Origin of the sequence: Pediococcus sp. EKM201D (assembly GCF_011800215.1) — a bacterium.
Taxonomy (GTDB): Bacteria; Bacillota; Bacilli; order Lactobacillales; family Lactobacillaceae; genus Pediococcus; species Pediococcus pentosaceus.
Genome location: NZ_JAALFK010000002.1, coordinates 385,973 through 401,933, shown reverse-complemented (window position 1 = coordinate 401,933; position 15,961 = coordinate 385,973). Strand labels below are relative to the sequence as shown.

General features: G+C 36.3%; 12 protein-coding genes. 1 reads left to right on the top strand and 11 read right to left on the bottom strand.

Going from position 1 to position 15,961, the window contains the following annotated elements; genetic code table 11:
* The 11 genes from HFC68_RS04750 to HFC68_RS04700 form a co-directional block, all read right to left on the bottom strand.
* On the bottom strand, positions 1 to 1,848 hold a 1,848-nt coding region (locus HFC68_RS04750), incomplete at its 3' end, for a SpaA isopeptide-forming pilin-related protein (protein ID WP_167399704.1).
* A gap of 380 nt (positions 1,849 to 2,228) precedes the next feature.
* Positions 2,229 to 3,026, bottom strand: a complete 798-nt coding sequence (locus HFC68_RS04745) for a hypothetical protein (protein ID WP_167399703.1) — start codon at positions 3,024 to 3,026, stop codon at positions 2,229 to 2,231.
* A gap of 12 nt (positions 3,027 to 3,038) precedes the next feature.
* Positions 3,039 to 3,770 (bottom strand): hypothetical protein, encoded by a 732-nt coding sequence (locus HFC68_RS04740; protein WP_011672811.1) that lies wholly within the window; start codon positions 3,768 to 3,770, stop codon positions 3,039 to 3,041.
* Positions 3,771 to 3,835: 65 nt separating this feature from the next.
* On the bottom strand, positions 3,836 to 4,684 hold the full coding sequence (locus HFC68_RS04735) for a hypothetical protein (protein WP_011672810.1): 849 nt from the start codon (positions 4,682 to 4,684) through the stop codon (positions 3,836 to 3,838).
* Positions 4,674 to 6,122 (bottom strand): glycosyltransferase, encoded by a 1,449-nt coding sequence (locus HFC68_RS04730; protein WP_011672809.1) that lies wholly within the window; start codon positions 6,120 to 6,122, stop codon positions 4,674 to 4,676. The genes HFC68_RS04735 and HFC68_RS04730 overlap by 11 nt, the downstream gene beginning before the upstream one ends.
* Positions 6,123 to 6,149: 27 nt before the next feature.
* Positions 6,150 to 6,968 carry an accessory Sec system protein Asp3 gene (asp3, locus tag HFC68_RS04725; RefSeq protein ID WP_011672808.1) on the bottom strand — a complete coding sequence of 273 codons (819 nt, stop codon included), beginning with the start codon at positions 6,966 to 6,968 and terminating at the stop codon, positions 6,150 to 6,152.
* On the bottom strand, positions 6,961 to 8,544 hold the full coding sequence (asp2, locus tag HFC68_RS04720) for an accessory Sec system protein Asp2 (RefSeq protein ID WP_011672807.1): 1,584 nt from the start codon (positions 8,542 to 8,544) through the stop codon (positions 6,961 to 6,963). Before asp2 ends, asp3 begins: the two co-directional genes overlap by 8 nt.
* Positions 8,534 to 10,186 carry an accessory Sec system glycosyltransferase Asp1 gene (gene asp1 / locus HFC68_RS04715; protein WP_011672806.1) on the bottom strand — a complete coding sequence of 551 codons (1,653 nt, stop codon included), beginning with the start codon at positions 10,184 to 10,186 and terminating at the stop codon, positions 8,534 to 8,536. The genes asp2 and asp1 overlap by 11 nt, the downstream gene beginning before the upstream one ends.
* A 22-nt stretch (positions 10,187 to 10,208) precedes the next feature.
* Positions 10,209 to 11,441, bottom strand: a complete 1,233-nt coding sequence (locus HFC68_RS04710) for a preprotein translocase subunit SecY (protein WP_011672805.1) — start codon at positions 11,439 to 11,441, stop codon at positions 10,209 to 10,211.
* On the bottom strand, positions 11,438 to 13,807 hold the full coding sequence (secA2, locus tag HFC68_RS04705) for an accessory Sec system translocase SecA2 (RefSeq protein ID WP_011672804.1): 2,370 nt from the start codon (positions 13,805 to 13,807) through the stop codon (positions 11,438 to 11,440). Before secA2 ends, HFC68_RS04710 begins: the two co-directional genes overlap by 4 nt.
* A 575-nt stretch (positions 13,808 to 14,382) precedes the next feature.
* Positions 14,383 to 15,390, bottom strand: a complete 1,008-nt coding sequence (locus tag HFC68_RS04700) for an aldo/keto reductase (protein WP_167399710.1) — start codon at positions 15,388 to 15,390, stop codon at positions 14,383 to 14,385.
* Between the two features lie 161 nt (positions 15,391 to 15,551).
* Between HFC68_RS04700 and HFC68_RS04695 the strand changes: the two genes are divergently transcribed.
* Positions 15,552 to 15,917 carry a MerR family transcriptional regulator gene (locus HFC68_RS04695; RefSeq protein ID WP_011672802.1) on the top strand — a complete coding sequence of 122 codons (366 nt, stop codon included), beginning with the start codon at positions 15,552 to 15,554 and terminating at the stop codon, positions 15,915 to 15,917.
* Positions 15,918 to 15,961: the final 44 nt, after the last annotated feature.

Sequence of the window (15,961 nt, the reverse complement as noted above, 5' to 3'; positions counted from 1 at the left end):
ATCACTTGTATCCGTTGTACTTGTGGTATCTGTCGTATCACTTGTATCCGTTGTACTTGTGGTATCTGTCGTATCACTTGTATCCGTTGTACTTGTGGTATCTGTCGTATCACTCGTATCCGTTGTACTTATGGTATCTGGAATATCTTCAACATTGACTTCAACTATCCCATTTTTAGCATGTTGATAATCTAGATGTACTGTATAGTCTTTCTCTGATAATTCGTATCCTTCTGGAGCTTTAGTTTCTTTAACAGAGTAATCCCCTGTGGGTAATGTTTTACTAATAATGGCCCCATCAGAACTAGTTTTTACATGGTCAACTACTTTTCCATCTTGATCTAGGATATCAAATTCAGCCCCCGCTAATGCCGTTTCAGTTTCGGCATCTGTCTTGCTGATCTTAATTTTTCCATTAAACACTAAAATAGTTGTAGTATTACTATTAATGTCCTTACTCCCGACCCGATGTAACACGGCTTTATTATTAATCTTCTCTCCTGGTTGGAATTGTGATTCATCCACTTTTACACGAAAATGAACGACTGCACTCTCTCCCGTATCTAAGTCTTGATTTAAAGTCCATTGCACATTTTGCCCTGCGACACTGGGTTTTACATCAACTGCTGTAGAACTATTATCAGTTGAAACATAATCCAATCCCATTGGTAAAACATCTTCAATTATTGACCCACTAGGAATTAAAAAGTTATGATTATTTGTTAATTTGATTGTGTAATCTAAATATTTTGATCCCATCAAATATTCAGTTTGTTTTACTTCTTTTGTAAACTTGAAGGACCCATTGCTATTATCATCAATTGCTTGATTCAGCGAAGCGGTGGCTTGTTTAGAATCACCTTCTGAATCCATATAATTCAATTCTGCAGAATTTGCTTTCACCCCATAGGTTGTTGGTGTCTGACCATCATCCGGTGCAACCGCATATTCCACGACGTATGCAGAACCATCATTCATGGCATTTCCAAAATCTACTGATAAGGTTCTTCCATTTACTTTAATCCCACCAGCAAATTGATCTGTGACGTTAGTAAAACCACTGCCATTCAGTTTTAAGATTCGAATATTATTGGTAGTTTTAAGATCTGTTTGCACTGATATACCTGGATATACAAAATGAGTATCTGCTGGCAAAACGTCTTTAACTGTTGCATTACTCATTTTCTTGTTACCGTAATTTACAGGTAGGTCATAAACATTTACCGCCGAATTACTAGGATTCATTAATGCTACACCTTTGTAATTTGGAATATCATCAGTCTTAGCCATCATTGTCCATTTACCAAAATCTGGCTTAGCCGGACTAAGTGTCCCCTTAGTATTTGACTGAGTGCTATCTGAGGCGTTTTTACTAGTATCTTGAGCATCTTCATATTTAATAGTGGATTCTACTTCTCCTGGTTCATCTCCTGGATACCATCCGGGTGAAGTCCAAGAAATAGTCGCTTGTTCACCACCAGCAACCGATTCACTATTTTTAACATATACTAATTGATAATTATCCCCAACTTTGGTGATTGTCGGACCATCAAAACCTTGTAATCCAGCTCCCACTAAATTAATGCCCTCAACACCACTTTGTACAGTACTTCCTGGAATATTAACGATTACCTTACTGCCAATACTCATTTCATCTTCAGAACCTTGAATGGAAATCACTGTAGTCACTTTTTGTTGAGAACTAATTGGATCTGTCATACTAATTCCAACTTCAATCCCGCTATCTTTTAAAGACTTAGCAGAAACCATAGAAGGTGAAATTGCCTGTCCAATCATCAACAAAAAGGTACTTAACAGATACAGCCATCGAAATGCTTTGCCCATCATCTACCCACTCCTTTTCATTTTTATATATAAAGTTTTTAGGGTACACCCTAAAAACTAAGAACTAGATGTTTAAAAATTCAAGAATATTTTTTATAAATCATAGCTGTTTGGGTTTGTTGTTTTTTAATCAGTGGCTAATACTAACTTTATAAACTAAATAAAAGCCTGATAATATCAGGCTTTTATTAGAGAAATTTATTGATTTGGAAAATGTTTTTTTACTAGTGATTTTGAGTTATAATTAATCAAGCATATAAACCATTTCGTGACCGAAGCTAGAGAAACAGATGGTTTAGCTTGTTTTTTAGGGTGTACCCTAAAAATTCATTTCACTCATTTTAGATAAAAAATTGCTATAAACTTCCTTGCTTAGCACAAGCTTATTCCACTTCATATCGCCCAGCAAACCTCTCCACCAAAACCTGCTTTAACATTTCATCTTCACTACGATGGTCATTTGGATTAAGCTGCCGTTGATTATTTTCCGTTAAAACTACGATTAAAAATTCGATTAGTAAGGCTCTTTTCCCCGAAAACCAATCAAAAGCAAGCATCCCAGCTGCGGATTTAAATAATAAAAAATCATTTCTCGAACTGTTAATTGTGGTATCGCCCGTTCTTGACACTACTAACTGTTCTAATTGAGGATGTTGAATCACATACTCATAAACCTTATTGAAAAAATCCATACGCTCACTAGTATCTAGTAACTTTACGTTAAAGCCTGCATGACTTAGGTTGCGGAAAGCACTTTGCTGAAAAAATTCTCGGGGTAAAATGAACATCTGTCGACCACCCAGAATTCGAGATTCCACCTTCGCTTGATTATTATGGGGTACGTCAACCAACATTTCTTTTTTATCACCGTGAAAATTAATAATTTGCATTCCATTAATGGTGCCTATTGGTAACTGCGCGCGCTTTTGCTCTTGCCCTGCTTGGTTCATAAAGATGATTTCTTGTCGTGCTTCATCAAAATCCCACAAACGATATTCTGCAGGTCGAAAGCCCACTTTGGTTGGAATTTCAATTTCTCCATTTTTAAGAAATTCAAGGGTTAGAAAACCCGAATTTTTTTCAGTTCCTAAGTATAAGAGGACGGTATTATTCTGGTCTGACAAAAATTGATAAATCCAGATTTTATTACAAATTAGTGCTTTTAATTTTGTTTTATCCAACTTTAATATCTCCTATTTATGTTTAAACCAGGCTCCGCTGACCATTTGTTCTCCATGAAAAATGGTAGATACTTGATTTCCATGCACTAACCGGTCTTTAAAATAGTAATAAGCTACGTAATTTGAAATAGCCATTTTATACGTTCCTAAAAAGGCTTCGTCATTTCCTTGGGCTAAACTTAATTCTGCTTCCGTAATGAGTTTGACCATAATTCCTAGATACTCGATTAGTGTCTCCCGCGTTCCTACCATTATACCTAGGTTCAAAATTGGTAAATGACCATTTTCCCAAATAAAATCTTTGATAAATTGGGGACCGTCATAGCCAATCAAAATACTGGTATCGTAAATAAAAATCGTTTCGTCTCCCATGTACAAGATGCCATCTTCTACCGCATCAAACGGATAGTTCAACATCTTTACGTCTCCAGCATCCGTCAAAGCAGCTTTCTCAATTTCTGGATGAGCCTGCAAAAAATCAAAAGCCATCAAAATTCGATAAAAATACAAAGTTAATTTAGGATAATGTTCGAACAAATCAGTCTGTACGATATGTAAATTATCACTGTCTTGCTGATTAGTGGCGTTGGTCAGGACATAGTGCGCAACTCCATAATGAGCTAAAGAGGCGGTTTGTTCTGCTACCTTTTCGGCAATATTTACATCGGTATTATCTCGATGGTATAACACATCTTCCATATTTACGATAAATTCACTGATAACGACGTTCTTTTCAACCTGCAATAATCGTTCCTCCCCAATATTCTAGTAAAAAAGCCAAATCATGATGATTTGGCCTTCAATTTATCTCAATCTACATATCGTACTTTTGAAACATTCAACCCTTGATCTACCATCTGATCGTAATCTTCATGTTTAACTACAGCTTGTTGAACATATTGGATCTGGTCATCCATGATTAATTTCAGGTTTCCTTTAACCGTGCTACCATCAAAAGCTGATTCTTCTAAATATAGAGTGTTCTTAGATTTAGTCTTTTCTAAGACATCTAATTCCATCCCTAAATATGAAATATTAATTTGATCTTCAGGGCCCACAATTTTTTGGAGTTGTGCTTTTTGAAATTGAATCATGTTATCGTAAGATTCCAAGACCGCATTGGTTGTTGGGTCAACCACCGTAATTAAATTCATTTCTCCTTCGTAGAAGTAGAACCGCAAACAAACTTGGCCATCATTATTAGTGAAATCAATTTCTTGAACGCGATCTTCATAATAGTAGATATTACTAAAAATCGAGCCGTCAAACGTATATTCTTCAACCATGTCTTTGGTTCCATCATCGTTAAAGTACGTCACATCTTGAACCAAACGTCGACTTTGCGGAAATGTTCGCATCTCCCCAATCCTAACTCCATTTTTGATGATTGAAATGATTCCATCCGCATTCATGAAAATTTCTGCGCCATCTATCATCGGTACTTTGTCGAAAAATAAGGAATTTTTTTCATCGTATGTTCGCTTAGTCACGTAATCGACAATATTCATCATGTTTTCATATTCTTCCTTTTTATAACGTGTAAAGAAAGGATCGGGAAGAAGCGTGATTACTTTACTATTATTATTGATTGCCCGCTGCTTTTGCTGCTTCCAATTATCTGTCTCAACTCTTAAAACACTCACCAACTCATAGTTCATCAATCAATTTCCTCCATTTATCGGCAATTACGCTATCCCGAAACTTGTCTACGGATTGAAGAATAGCGTCTTCCATCGTGGCGATATCGGTATTCATTAGTTTTTCAATTCCTACTTCTAATTGACTGACATTATAGTCAGTATCTTCACGCTTGAAGTCCATTAAGAAACCATTCACACCATCTTCAATCATTTCCATTGCGCCAAAGCGTGCCTTAAAGGTCACAACTGGTAATCCAGCATTCAAAGCTTCAATGTAGGTTAGGCCAAAGCCTTCGGAAAATGAGGCGGATACAAATGCATCATATTTTGGATAAACTTGATCGGCATGATGCGTAAGTCCCTTTAGTTCAATGTATGATCCAGCCTTACTTTCATCAATAATCTTTTTAAGTTTTTTCTCTTCTCCACCAGCACCATAAATATCCAAGCTAACTTTTTTACCGGCTTGATGAAGATTAATGACTGCTTTAATAATCAAATCGATATGCTTTTCTTCAGCCAAACGGGAAATCGTAACTAATTTAAAATCTGCGTGTGCTTTAGGTACTAATTTTTGGCGAACATCTTGGACTCCCCCCACCGGAATTGTAACGATTTTTTTAGCCAAATTTGGGAAATCGACTAACAAATCTTGCCGTTGTAATTCGGTTGCCACAACTAATCCTTCTAATTGATCAAGGTGAGTTAGAACGTATTCATAATAGTTATTCCACAATGGGTTAGCCGGATCATTGCGATCTCCTAAGTGGTCCGCATGGACAATCGAAATTAATTTACGTCTGTTTTGATCTCTAACATCATCATCCATCAAGGCCACTTCATTAGCTTCGCCACGATCTAATATAAATACATTTTTCTCAGGAAAAAGCTTTTCTAATCGATGGAAAAAATATCTTCGGAATTGAATTAAATTAGGGAAAAATAACTGTTCCGGTTGATTATATAAATGAATATTTTTGATCTCAACCTCACCCTCGTTATGTGGATCCGTTAATTGTTCAAACATAATTTTTCGTTCATTAGTAGCATTGTTATATATTTCCACCCGATCGACACTCACCAGTAATGGAGGGTTCTTTTTCGGATTTGTATATTTAACGTAATGGCGTACAACTCGCATCCCTGACGAAGTAATCTTATTATCTGAACGAATCGTTTGCGTACTATCAATGACCGACTGGTGTTCTGTTGCACTTCTTTTTTCTAAACCATTTAGAGCGTATTCATCCCCATACACAAAATACTCCCAAATGTTTATGACCTGATTATCACTTAAATTCCATTTATCCATGGCTTCGTGTAGATTATCCACTAATTCCATAAATATAAAACGATAATCTAATCCAGCCTGATCGAAACGCTTAGCTCGATAAAATTGCGCATGTTCTACTCCAGAATTTCCAATTCCCATTGCTTCATTAACAAAAAAATTCATATTTTCCTCCGAATGTTACCTAGATTATTAGAAAGATTGCCCTCGATAATAATGCAAGATTTTTGCTAACTCGATACTTGCAGTTTTCTCCACTAACATTACTTTTTCATCATTTTTTGCCAGACTTACTGGGTCAGGAGCAAAAGCATCGAAAGCTAAATTACGTCCCTCAACCATATCTTTTAAATCATGAATGGCTAGCTGGAGTTCACTTTGAAGCTCTGTTTCCGTTAAAAGACTCCTACTATCAAATTCGATGTACAGTCTTAACGCTTGATTTTGACCAATGTACGATCCCATATTCAGAGTTCGATTTCGAATGTAAACCGGCACTTCCTCGAAGAAATCTTCTTCCTTATCCCAGATACTAACCATTCGAAAAGTACCACTACTAAAAGTTTCAATTTCAAATTTGGTATCTCGTGGAGTAATGACGATATTTTTAAACGTTAGGCCTTGATTATTTAAGTTAATTAAGTTTAAATCATAAGCTTGGGTTCCCAAGGGGACTTCAAAATAATCATCCAAACTTAGGGTGGTGATACCATCAATAGTTTCCCCCAACGTGTCCAAAAAATTGATTTGAACCTGGACTGAGTTACTAGGAATTACTTCTGCATTAACCACAATATGATATTGTTCACCTTCCTTTAGCAAAGGTAATTGGTTAAATTGAGCATTATTGGAATCGAAGTCTTGCTTTGATTTCCAACTTGAAATTGCTTCACCTGGGCTCATTTGACTATTACTAAAATTAACTAAACCTTTTTCATAACTAATTGTAGAACCGTAATTGTAGGTTCCATTGGTCGCCATGGGCCACATTACAACATAAGAACTATTCATCGTCCGTAGTCTCTCCTAGTTTAAAATTCCGTCCATACTTGGATGTTAAAATATTTCGAATCTGCATTAAGAACCACTCAACAATCCCGTTAGTATCATCATTATGTCGTCCAGTTAATCCCTTATGAATTATCCGCGACTTAGGTGAATTTTGGTGCAGGTATCGGTATAGATCATCGAACGCATTTCTATCGTAATCGTCTTCTTTCATATACGTGATTACAAAGTTAGTTTTGGAGTGGTCATGGCTTCTAAATGAATCCCAGAAAATATTATTGGCTTGTTCAATATTTTCATTACTAATCCCCCCGGTAAGTTTCAATAAAACATCTAAAGACGTTGGAAAAGCATCGGGACGATTAATTCGTTCATTTGCTGCTATATCGCCTAACTTAGTCAACGGTTTACCCACGACTACCCACTCCGGATTAAGGTACGACGAATAATATAAACTAGCGTACGTTCCCATTGATAATCCGGATAAAACTAATTGATTAGCAGTGAACCCGAGCTTTTTTAAAGTGGTTTGAATAATCCGTACAATTTCCTGTTCAAACTTTTTACTGCCAACGTAAAAAGATCCCCCTAAGATCCGTTGCTCCCCAAAGATCAATGCTGGTGCTTCAAGCGCTCTCATCATGTTAGCTCCCTCTACTCCTAGAGCTAAACGAAATCCACTGAAATAAACAACCAAGGGAGGCTTAAAATCTCCTGGATCAAAGTAATAATATAATTGCTCATTCATTGCTTGGTCATCGACCATTTCTTTTTCGCCGACTAATAGTGTTCCCCGTCCATCACGGGCTTTTCTTAATGAAATCTGTCCGACATCTAATTCAACCTTGTTACCTTTAATAAATAGTTCCACTAAAATATATGCCCCTTGTTCGCTAACCTTAAGTGGCAACACTTCATTTAGCTGGTCATTTTCAAAACTTTGTGAATAATATATTTCATTGGTATAAGGGTTAATCATCGACACATCTAGGCGCACATCAGTAGTTGGGTTTTGGCGTTTAAATTCTATTCGAATTTCCCAAAGCGTGTTTCCCGCCACTCCCAACGGTCCACCCCAATTAGCAACTTTTTGATATGCTTGGATATTTTGATCGATAAATCTAATATAATTATGACCAAGCTGTTCAATTCTACCCTTAAAATAAGGCTCAAATTGAATGTTATCGAATGTAAACTTGAATCCCCACTGACCACTATAGAAAGTTTGGTTAAGGTCCTTAACCAGGGCTTTTATATCACCAACTTCAATAAATTGTGCATTTTTTAATTCCAATATATTTTGACTGGCTAAGGGAAGTGTTAATGTGTTATCAATTAATGTTTTATTTCCAGGCAACTTTTTTAATAACTCGGTTTCCTTTAAATAAGCATCCTGGGTGATTAAAAATAAAGCATTCAAATATAAGGGATTTAATTTTCCTTTTATAAAAAGAAGTCCTTTTTTTGCGTTGGGTTCCCAAAGTTTTTCAAATGGGATATCAATATAGTCAAAATTCTCCTTCAGTTGCTCAGACAACCCTGGTATTGGCAAACCTAAATGAATGAGTTTATTTTTCATACTTAGTTCTTCTTTCCCACCAGTCGGCTTGGCGCTTAAGTGTTAGTTGTTCCATATACTTAGTTGTCGCAACTAAGGATTTATTCCAATTACCCAGCTCTTGTAGATAAAAATCTAACCCTTGGCTGAGACTCTGTTTTTCATTGATAATCCATCCATTCTTTCTATTAATAATGAACGGACTATCAACGTTAACAATCTGTGGAATACCGGCGCTAATCGCATTAAATTGCATTCTAGTATTATATGGACTACCGACATCGACCAACACCCGTGATCGAGCTAAATTGCGATAAATTTCATTGTCTCGTGAATTAACGCGGATGATCGTTTCAGTAATGTCTTCCATTACCTTTTTCCAGTTAATCTTTTTAAATCGAGCGGAATCCGCTAATTTTTGCGGATTGGTCTCCGGGTCATGCTTCAAATTCATGCCTAAACGAAATTTTAACTGCATTAATAGCTTTCCAATTGCATCTGTGTCCTCTCTACCAAACACAATCTTCCAAATTAAGTCTTGGTCTTGCTCCAGATCTAAAAAGGTATATTTATTTTTAAGAGCTTGGCACAGATAATTAAAAACGAGATTAGCTTGACGATCATTAAGCGCTGCTACTTGTAAACCAACATTTTCGTGTTCTAAGGAATAATCAATAAGCTTTTCCGCAAACTGCGAGCACGTCGTATCATTAGTTGATTCATCTATATGCCAGTAAATAAACATTTTACTTTCTTCATTACTGTTTCCAAGTCGATTCTCAGTTCCGTACGGATAACCTAGTTTTAAAACCTTTTGAGCCGGCTCAGCTACGCTAGATTTAATTTGTTGGAATATCACATAGTTAGGAACCACAAATTTAAAAGCTCCCTGAATTTGAGGTTGCAATGTTTCCACGGTGGTAGTATCCATAGGGCCCAGATGGTCCAATAAATAAGTTACTGGTAACCGGTTTTGAATCTCGACCATCAGCGGCCTAATCTTTAAGTTAGTACTAGCAATTAACCGGTCCTGAGTGGGATCAAAGTGCTCTTCAAAAAATGAATTTACAAATTCCATTAATAGTTCGTTTAAAGTTTTATACTGCCTTTTCTCGAAATTAGAATAATTACCTAGAATTTGAACAGCCACCTTGGCCTTAGGTTCATAACGAACAATTAGTTGATTGCACTCATTGAACCATTCTTGTCGGACTACTTCTTCATTTTCATAATAATTAGTGCATACTTTGAATCCACGATCGTCATAAACATCGGTATGGCGATTTTGAGGATTCATAAACTGAACCTCACTAAGATATCCTTCAGAACTTCTAATAATTCGGGCATATAATTTAGATCCCTCATAGGCATCCATTGAAGTCATAGCATTGATTAAACGAACCCCTTGAGGTAAGTCTAAAGCTTCTGGTCCTAGTGGCATTCCATCAACTCTTTCTATCCCCAAAATCGCATCCCAAATGTTCCAGTATTCATAATTAGTTAATCCATTGACATGTAAAAGATATCTTAGGTTGGGTAAAAAATTTAACACCGCGAGCTTCACGCTTTTTTTACCACCAACGAATACATTAGTCAGATTTTTTAGTAAATCCCGATTTAATTCGCTGACTTCATTCTCCCAGGCCGGCATAATATAAAACATTAGTTAGTTCCCCCGTGGCTTTCTATAAAAGATCATAGTGCATCCTTAGATACATCGTCTTAAATTGATCCATCGTTGTATCAATGATGGTAATTAAAATGAGGATGTTAGCAAAGACGAAAGCAAAGTTAGTAATTTCTGGTAGGTAAAGCCCTACTATTAGTGGTGTTCCGACGATAATTAAAAAGAAGATGTTAGCAACCGTACTCAAATGAAACAATCTTTGGTTTAGATAATGTCTGGTTGCAGTTCCCGGAACGACATTAAATATGTAGTCACCAGATTTCTTTAAATTCTTAGTTAATCTTTCTGTTTGAAAGTTCATAAAACTAAACACGTAGCCTAAAAAGACAATAATGCTACAGTAAATCAAGATTCCAACGGGATTATCAAATGCCACATAATTTTGAACAAATCGATTAAATTCGCCTTCTGGAACAAAAGAACCAATATAGCTTGGAATCATAAATACCGTGGTAGTAAACATGAAGGGCATGCTACCTGCCGCTAGTACTCGAATTGGTAAATACGATTCAGAAAAATCATTTTGAACAAAAGGTCGCTGAAGCGGAATTCGTAATTCAGCTTTATTGATAAATATCGTAAAAATTACTACTACTGCTACTGAAATTATTAGGACCAGCCATAATTTAGGTGTGAAAAATACTGCTCCTGAGCCTAAACCTTGTCCATAAAGTAGCACTCGCGGAATACTATCAATCATTCCTGGCAAAATTAAAACTCCTGATCCACCGATTCCATATTTAGTGATCATATCTGACATCCAAGCTACAATCATTGCTCCTGCAACTAAAACAAAAAATGCCACAATTAAGTTGTAATCAATTCCCCACACTTTAATTCCTGAAAAATTAATATGTTCACGAATCGTATAGATAAACTGCAGAGTTTGGAGCAGGGCAATGACAAATGAAATCCAACGTTGAATCATTCCTCGTTTATAATCGTTAATCTTATTTAGCTCATCAATATCTAAGAGCTGAATAGCTTGGAATAATATCATCCCTGTCATGTATGGGCCTAATCCAACTGAAAATAAGGAAGGGTAATTCGCCTGCCCCCCAGTTAAGGCTGATAAATTCCTTAAAAGTGGTGAAGCCTCTAGTACTTGACGACTCATGGATGAATCTAAAGATGGAATTACAATTTGACGACCTAATTCCATTAAAACTACCATCATCAAAGTAAATAAAACCTTCGAAAACAATTCACTATGGATAAATTTATTCTTCATGGAAATTCCACCCTAACTGATCCATTTTTACCAGGTATTAATTCTGACAACAGCATATATTTAACTGTATTTTTCCAGAATAACTTCTTCATTTGTTCAAATGAATGCATGGCCTCTTTTTCATATTCAAAAACCGGATTATGTTGACCAGACGAGCGGCTCGTTACAACCGTTTTTAGTTGTTGTAAGTTATCTACTTGCTCAATCCAGGCTACATCCAAGGCTTTTAGAACGGCCAATCGTTCTAAATAGTTTTGTTTAAATTTGTTATTAACAATCATTTGTTGCTGGCTCCATCGATTACGTGCTATCTCTTCAAGATATTGTTTTATATCAGCGGTACTTTCTAAAATCTCAGGATTGAAATCGTTATCCATGTAGTTGTAATCAACATTATTGATAATAAAATCTAATAATTTTCCAGCATCTTTTTTATTCTCTCTAGCAATCGCGTTAAAATAATCATTTTTAATTTGTTGAACCATTGTGGTCAAATCGGTTGATTTCATAATATAATCGCGAAAATCATAAATTAATTCTCTTTGAATTCGTAAAATATCATCCATCTTTACCGCATTTTTTCGACTTTCTTCAGCTGCTGAATCAGCCGCTTGTTGAGCCTTTTCGACAATTTTTCTAGCGCGGCGTCCCTTTAGTGGAGCGCCATATTTGCGTTTACCTTGCTCCACGGCTTGTTCAAGCTTTAAACGATATTTTTCTACCCAATCTGGTGCGTTTTCAATAACAACCTTATCGTCCAATGAAACTAGAAAAATACTTTCCCCAGGATCACCTTGCCGGCCGGCGCGTCCCCGTAGTTGATCATCAACTCGCCGACTATCCATGCGTTCCGTACCAATTACCAGTAAACCGCCCTTTTCTTTGACGCCTTTACCCAATTTAATATCGGTTCCGCGCCCAGCCATTGATGTAGCAACCGTAATCGCGCCCGATTTACCAGCGCTAGCCACTATCATCGCCTCTTTAGATTCACTTTGAGCATTTAATACATTGTGTACAATGCCATGTTCCAGTAGTACTCGCGAATAGAGTCTGGATAAAGACAGCGAACCCGTCTTTAACAAGACCGGTCTCTTGATCTGATACGCTGCCTTAACCATCCGAACGGTTGCTTCAATTTTTTCATCCATGGTCGCAAAGACAACATCTGCATGATCAATCCTAATGTTAGGTTTATGAGTTGGAATTTTTAAAACTGGCAAATTGTAAACCTCTAAAAATTCACGAGCAGAAGACTTAGCCGTACCAGTCATGCCCGATAACTTCCGAAACATCTTGAAAAAATTTTGTAACGTAATCGAAGCCATAGATCGCGTTTGGTCACTAAGTTCAACTTCCTCTTTTGCTTCAATAGCCTGATGAATTCCGGCTTCTAACTTCATCCCCGTTAAGGCTCTCCCATTTTCGCTATCTAGCAACAGGACTTCCCTATTAGTTACGATATAGTCTTGATTTCGTTTCATAACGTAGTTAGCTTTTAGTGCTAGAACTAAATGGCGGTAAAAGTCCGACCACTTATCCGAAATTAAACCTTGGATTCCTAGATACTCTTCCAACTGTTCGATACCGGTTTGGGTAAACCAGACATCCTTCAAGTCTTCACTAAATTCAAAATCTACATTTGGTTTTAAACTTTTAACAATCCGATCCGTTGATACGAACAGATTGGATTGGACCCGAGGGGCTCCTGAAATGACCAACGGGGTTTGCGCTAAATCCAGTAAAACGGAATCTACTTCGTCGACTAAAGCGAAATTCAAATCATTTAATTTCTTTTTATTAATATTATCGACTAAATTATCGGTTAAATAATCAAATCCCAGTTCACTATTAGTGGTATAAACGATATCATTTTGATAAATAGCCTTTTTATCCAATTCTTCATCGTCTAAACTCACCCCTGAGGCACAGGTTAATCCCATCCATTTATAAACTTTACCAATCTCTTCTGCGTCTCGGTTAGCTAGATAACTATTAACCGTAACTAAAAAATTTCCTGGGCCAGTTAAACCGTTTAAATATAAGGGCATGGTAGCGGTCAAAGTCTTACCTTCTCCCGTATTCATTTGTGCCACATTCCCATAATGGAGCACCACGGCTCCCAAAACCTGGTTTTCAAAGGGCTTCAACCCTAAAACTCGAAAATCTGCTTCACGGATGGTGGCGTAGGCTTCAATTAGTATAGAATCTAAACTAGCACCTTTTACCAGCTTATTTCTCAGCGTTTCCGTTTTTATACGTAACTGATCATCCGTTAAAGTCTGGTATTTTTTACCTAGTGCTAAAATTTTTTTTGTGATTTTCGAATACTTTCTTAAGCGAAAGTTATCCAAATTAAATTCCATTTTCCTACCCCTGTTTTTATCGTTTCTGTATATTATATTGTTTTTCATTTTACTGTTTTACAATATTCTGTTTACTTTTTATAAAAAAATTGATTTAATCTAGGTGTAGTCTTCAAACAAGGAAGGAGATAACATTATCGATAAAAATAATTTTCCTAAAAAAGATAGTCTACTTAATCAAGATGTTAAAAAAAAGCTTAACTATGAAAAAAGTTTGCAACAACCACCAACTACTAAAAAAACAAAACGTGCTACAACAGAAAAGATTGCTGCTAGTATCATGTTTATAATTATTTTAAGCAATCTAATATATGCAGCTGTTACATTTATTAGCCGTTAAATTATTGGGTGTTAAGATTTAATGCGCTTCAAGTATATTGTACTATTAATTTTACATTTTTTCATCGTAAAAATTAGCTTATTACACATATTTGACGGGTTATTAATTACTTATTAATCATAAAATATTTTTGTGAATTAAATATATTTTAAATTAAAACTGTTTAAATCTGAAAAAACGACCCTCAGAAATTACTTCTGACAGCCGTTTTTATTTTTGATTAATTCAAATTAACTTATTTCTTCTCATCTACTAATACAGTTCCTGCTGCTGGATTTTCCGCAACCGCACCTACAATTGGATGGGGAATATACATTTCTTCTAAGTATTTAACATCATCATTTGTTAATTTAACCGATAAAGCAGCTACTGCATCATCTAAATGTTTGGCCTTCGTTGAACCAATAATAGGAGCTGTTACCCCTTTGGCCCATTGCCAAGCTAACGCAATTTGCGACATGGTAACGTCATAGCGATCGGCTAATTCACCAACTCGTTTAACAATCTTGATATCCTCAGCCTCTGTTCGATCATATTTTCCCATGGCCACCCGATCAGTCTTGCTGCGCAAAGTATCCGTTTGCCAGGTTCGACGACTCAAATGCCCAGCCGCTAGTGGACTGTAAGGCATTAGAGAAACATCCATTTGCTGACAAATAGGAATTAATTCGCGTTCATCTTCACGATATAGTAAATTATAGTGATTTTCCATAGTTTGGAACTGAGCCCAACCATGATCCTTAGCCACTTGTTGCATGTTGTAGAATTGATATCCATACATTGCTGAAGCCCCAATTGCACGAACTTTACCAGCCACTACTAAATCATTTAAGGCTGACATAGTTTCTTCAATCGGCGTTTGGTAATCAAAGCGATGAATAATATATAAATCAAGGTAATCTGTACCTAAACGACGGAGCGTGCCATCAATTTCACGGTTAATTGCATCTTTTGAAAGCCGTCCTTCATTGAGATAAACCTTCGAAGCAATCACAACTTGGTCACGTGCAATATTATTTTCTTTTAATGCGCGCCCTAAAAATTCTTCACTGGTTCCTTTGGAATAAACATTGGCCGTATCAAAGAAGTTAATTCCAAGATTTAAAGCATGTCGAATCACCTTTTCACTTTCCGGGTAATCTAGTGTCCAATCATGCATCGTCCCTGGTTGTCCAAAACTCATTGCCCCAATACAAATTTTTGAAACTTCGATATCAGTTTTTCCTAATTTAGCATATTGCATTGATTCGTTTGTCATAAAATCCACCCACTCCAATCTAGAATATTTTACAACCACCATTTTCATCAATCACACGTTTAGTGTAGACTGATAGCTATTAATATCACTTTTATAACCATAGTTTACTCCTTAAAGTAAGCTTTAAGTCAAGCGAGGATTTTACAATGAAAATCGAAGAAGTTGCCACACAATTTTCTATCTCAAGTCCCACCCTCCGTTACTATGAACACGAAGGATTATTAGGTCCTGTTAAACGTGTCCACGGCATCCGTGACTATTCCGATCGTGACCTTGAGCGTCTAGATTTTATTCTATGCACAAAAAAATGTGGAATGTCTTTAAAACAAATACAGCATTTCATTAATATTTACGAACAAGGCGATGAAACCATACCTGAGCGATTAGCTATTCTCCAAGAACAGCTGGCTAAAACTCAAACCACCTTGATCGAACTAACCCAATCTATGGATCATTTGAAAGATAAAATAGATGATCTTCATCAATTAGCGACTACCCATTCTGGAAAATAGATTCTTAAATTCATTAGCCGCTTAACACAAAAACACTCAACATC

Excerpts from the sequence above, each read along its gene's own strand:
- HFC68_RS04735 (WP_011672810.1), bottom strand. The coding sequence starts at position 4,684 with ATGAACTATGAGTTGGTGAGTGTTTTAAGAGTTGAGACAGATAATTGG.
- HFC68_RS04730 (WP_011672809.1), bottom strand. The coding sequence starts at position 6,122 with ATGAATTTTTTTGTTAATGAAGCAATGGGAATTGGAAATTCTGGAGTA.
- asp3 (WP_011672808.1), bottom strand. The coding sequence starts at position 6,968 with ATGAATAGTTCTTATGTTGTAATGTGGCCCATGGCGACCAATGGAACC.
- asp2 (WP_011672807.1), bottom strand. The coding sequence starts at position 8,544 with ATGAAAAATAAACTCATTCATTTAGGTTTGCCAATACCAGGGTTGTCT.
- asp1 (WP_011672806.1), bottom strand. The coding sequence starts at position 10,186 with ATGTTTTATATTATGCCGGCCTGGGAGAATGAAGTCAGCGAATTAAAT.
- HFC68_RS04710 (WP_011672805.1), bottom strand. The coding sequence starts at position 11,441 with ATGAAGAATAAATTTATCCATAGTGAATTGTTTTCGAAGGTTTTATTT.
- secA2 (WP_011672804.1), bottom strand. The coding sequence starts at position 13,807 with ATGGAATTTAATTTGGATAACTTTCGCTTAAGAAAGTATTCGAAAATC.
- HFC68_RS04700 (WP_167399710.1), bottom strand. The coding sequence starts at position 15,390 with ATGCAATATGCTAAATTAGGAAAAACTGATATCGAAGTTTCAAAAATT.
- HFC68_RS04695 (WP_011672802.1), top strand. The coding sequence starts at position 15,552 with ATGAAAATCGAAGAAGTTGCCACACAATTTTCTATCTCAAGTCCCACC.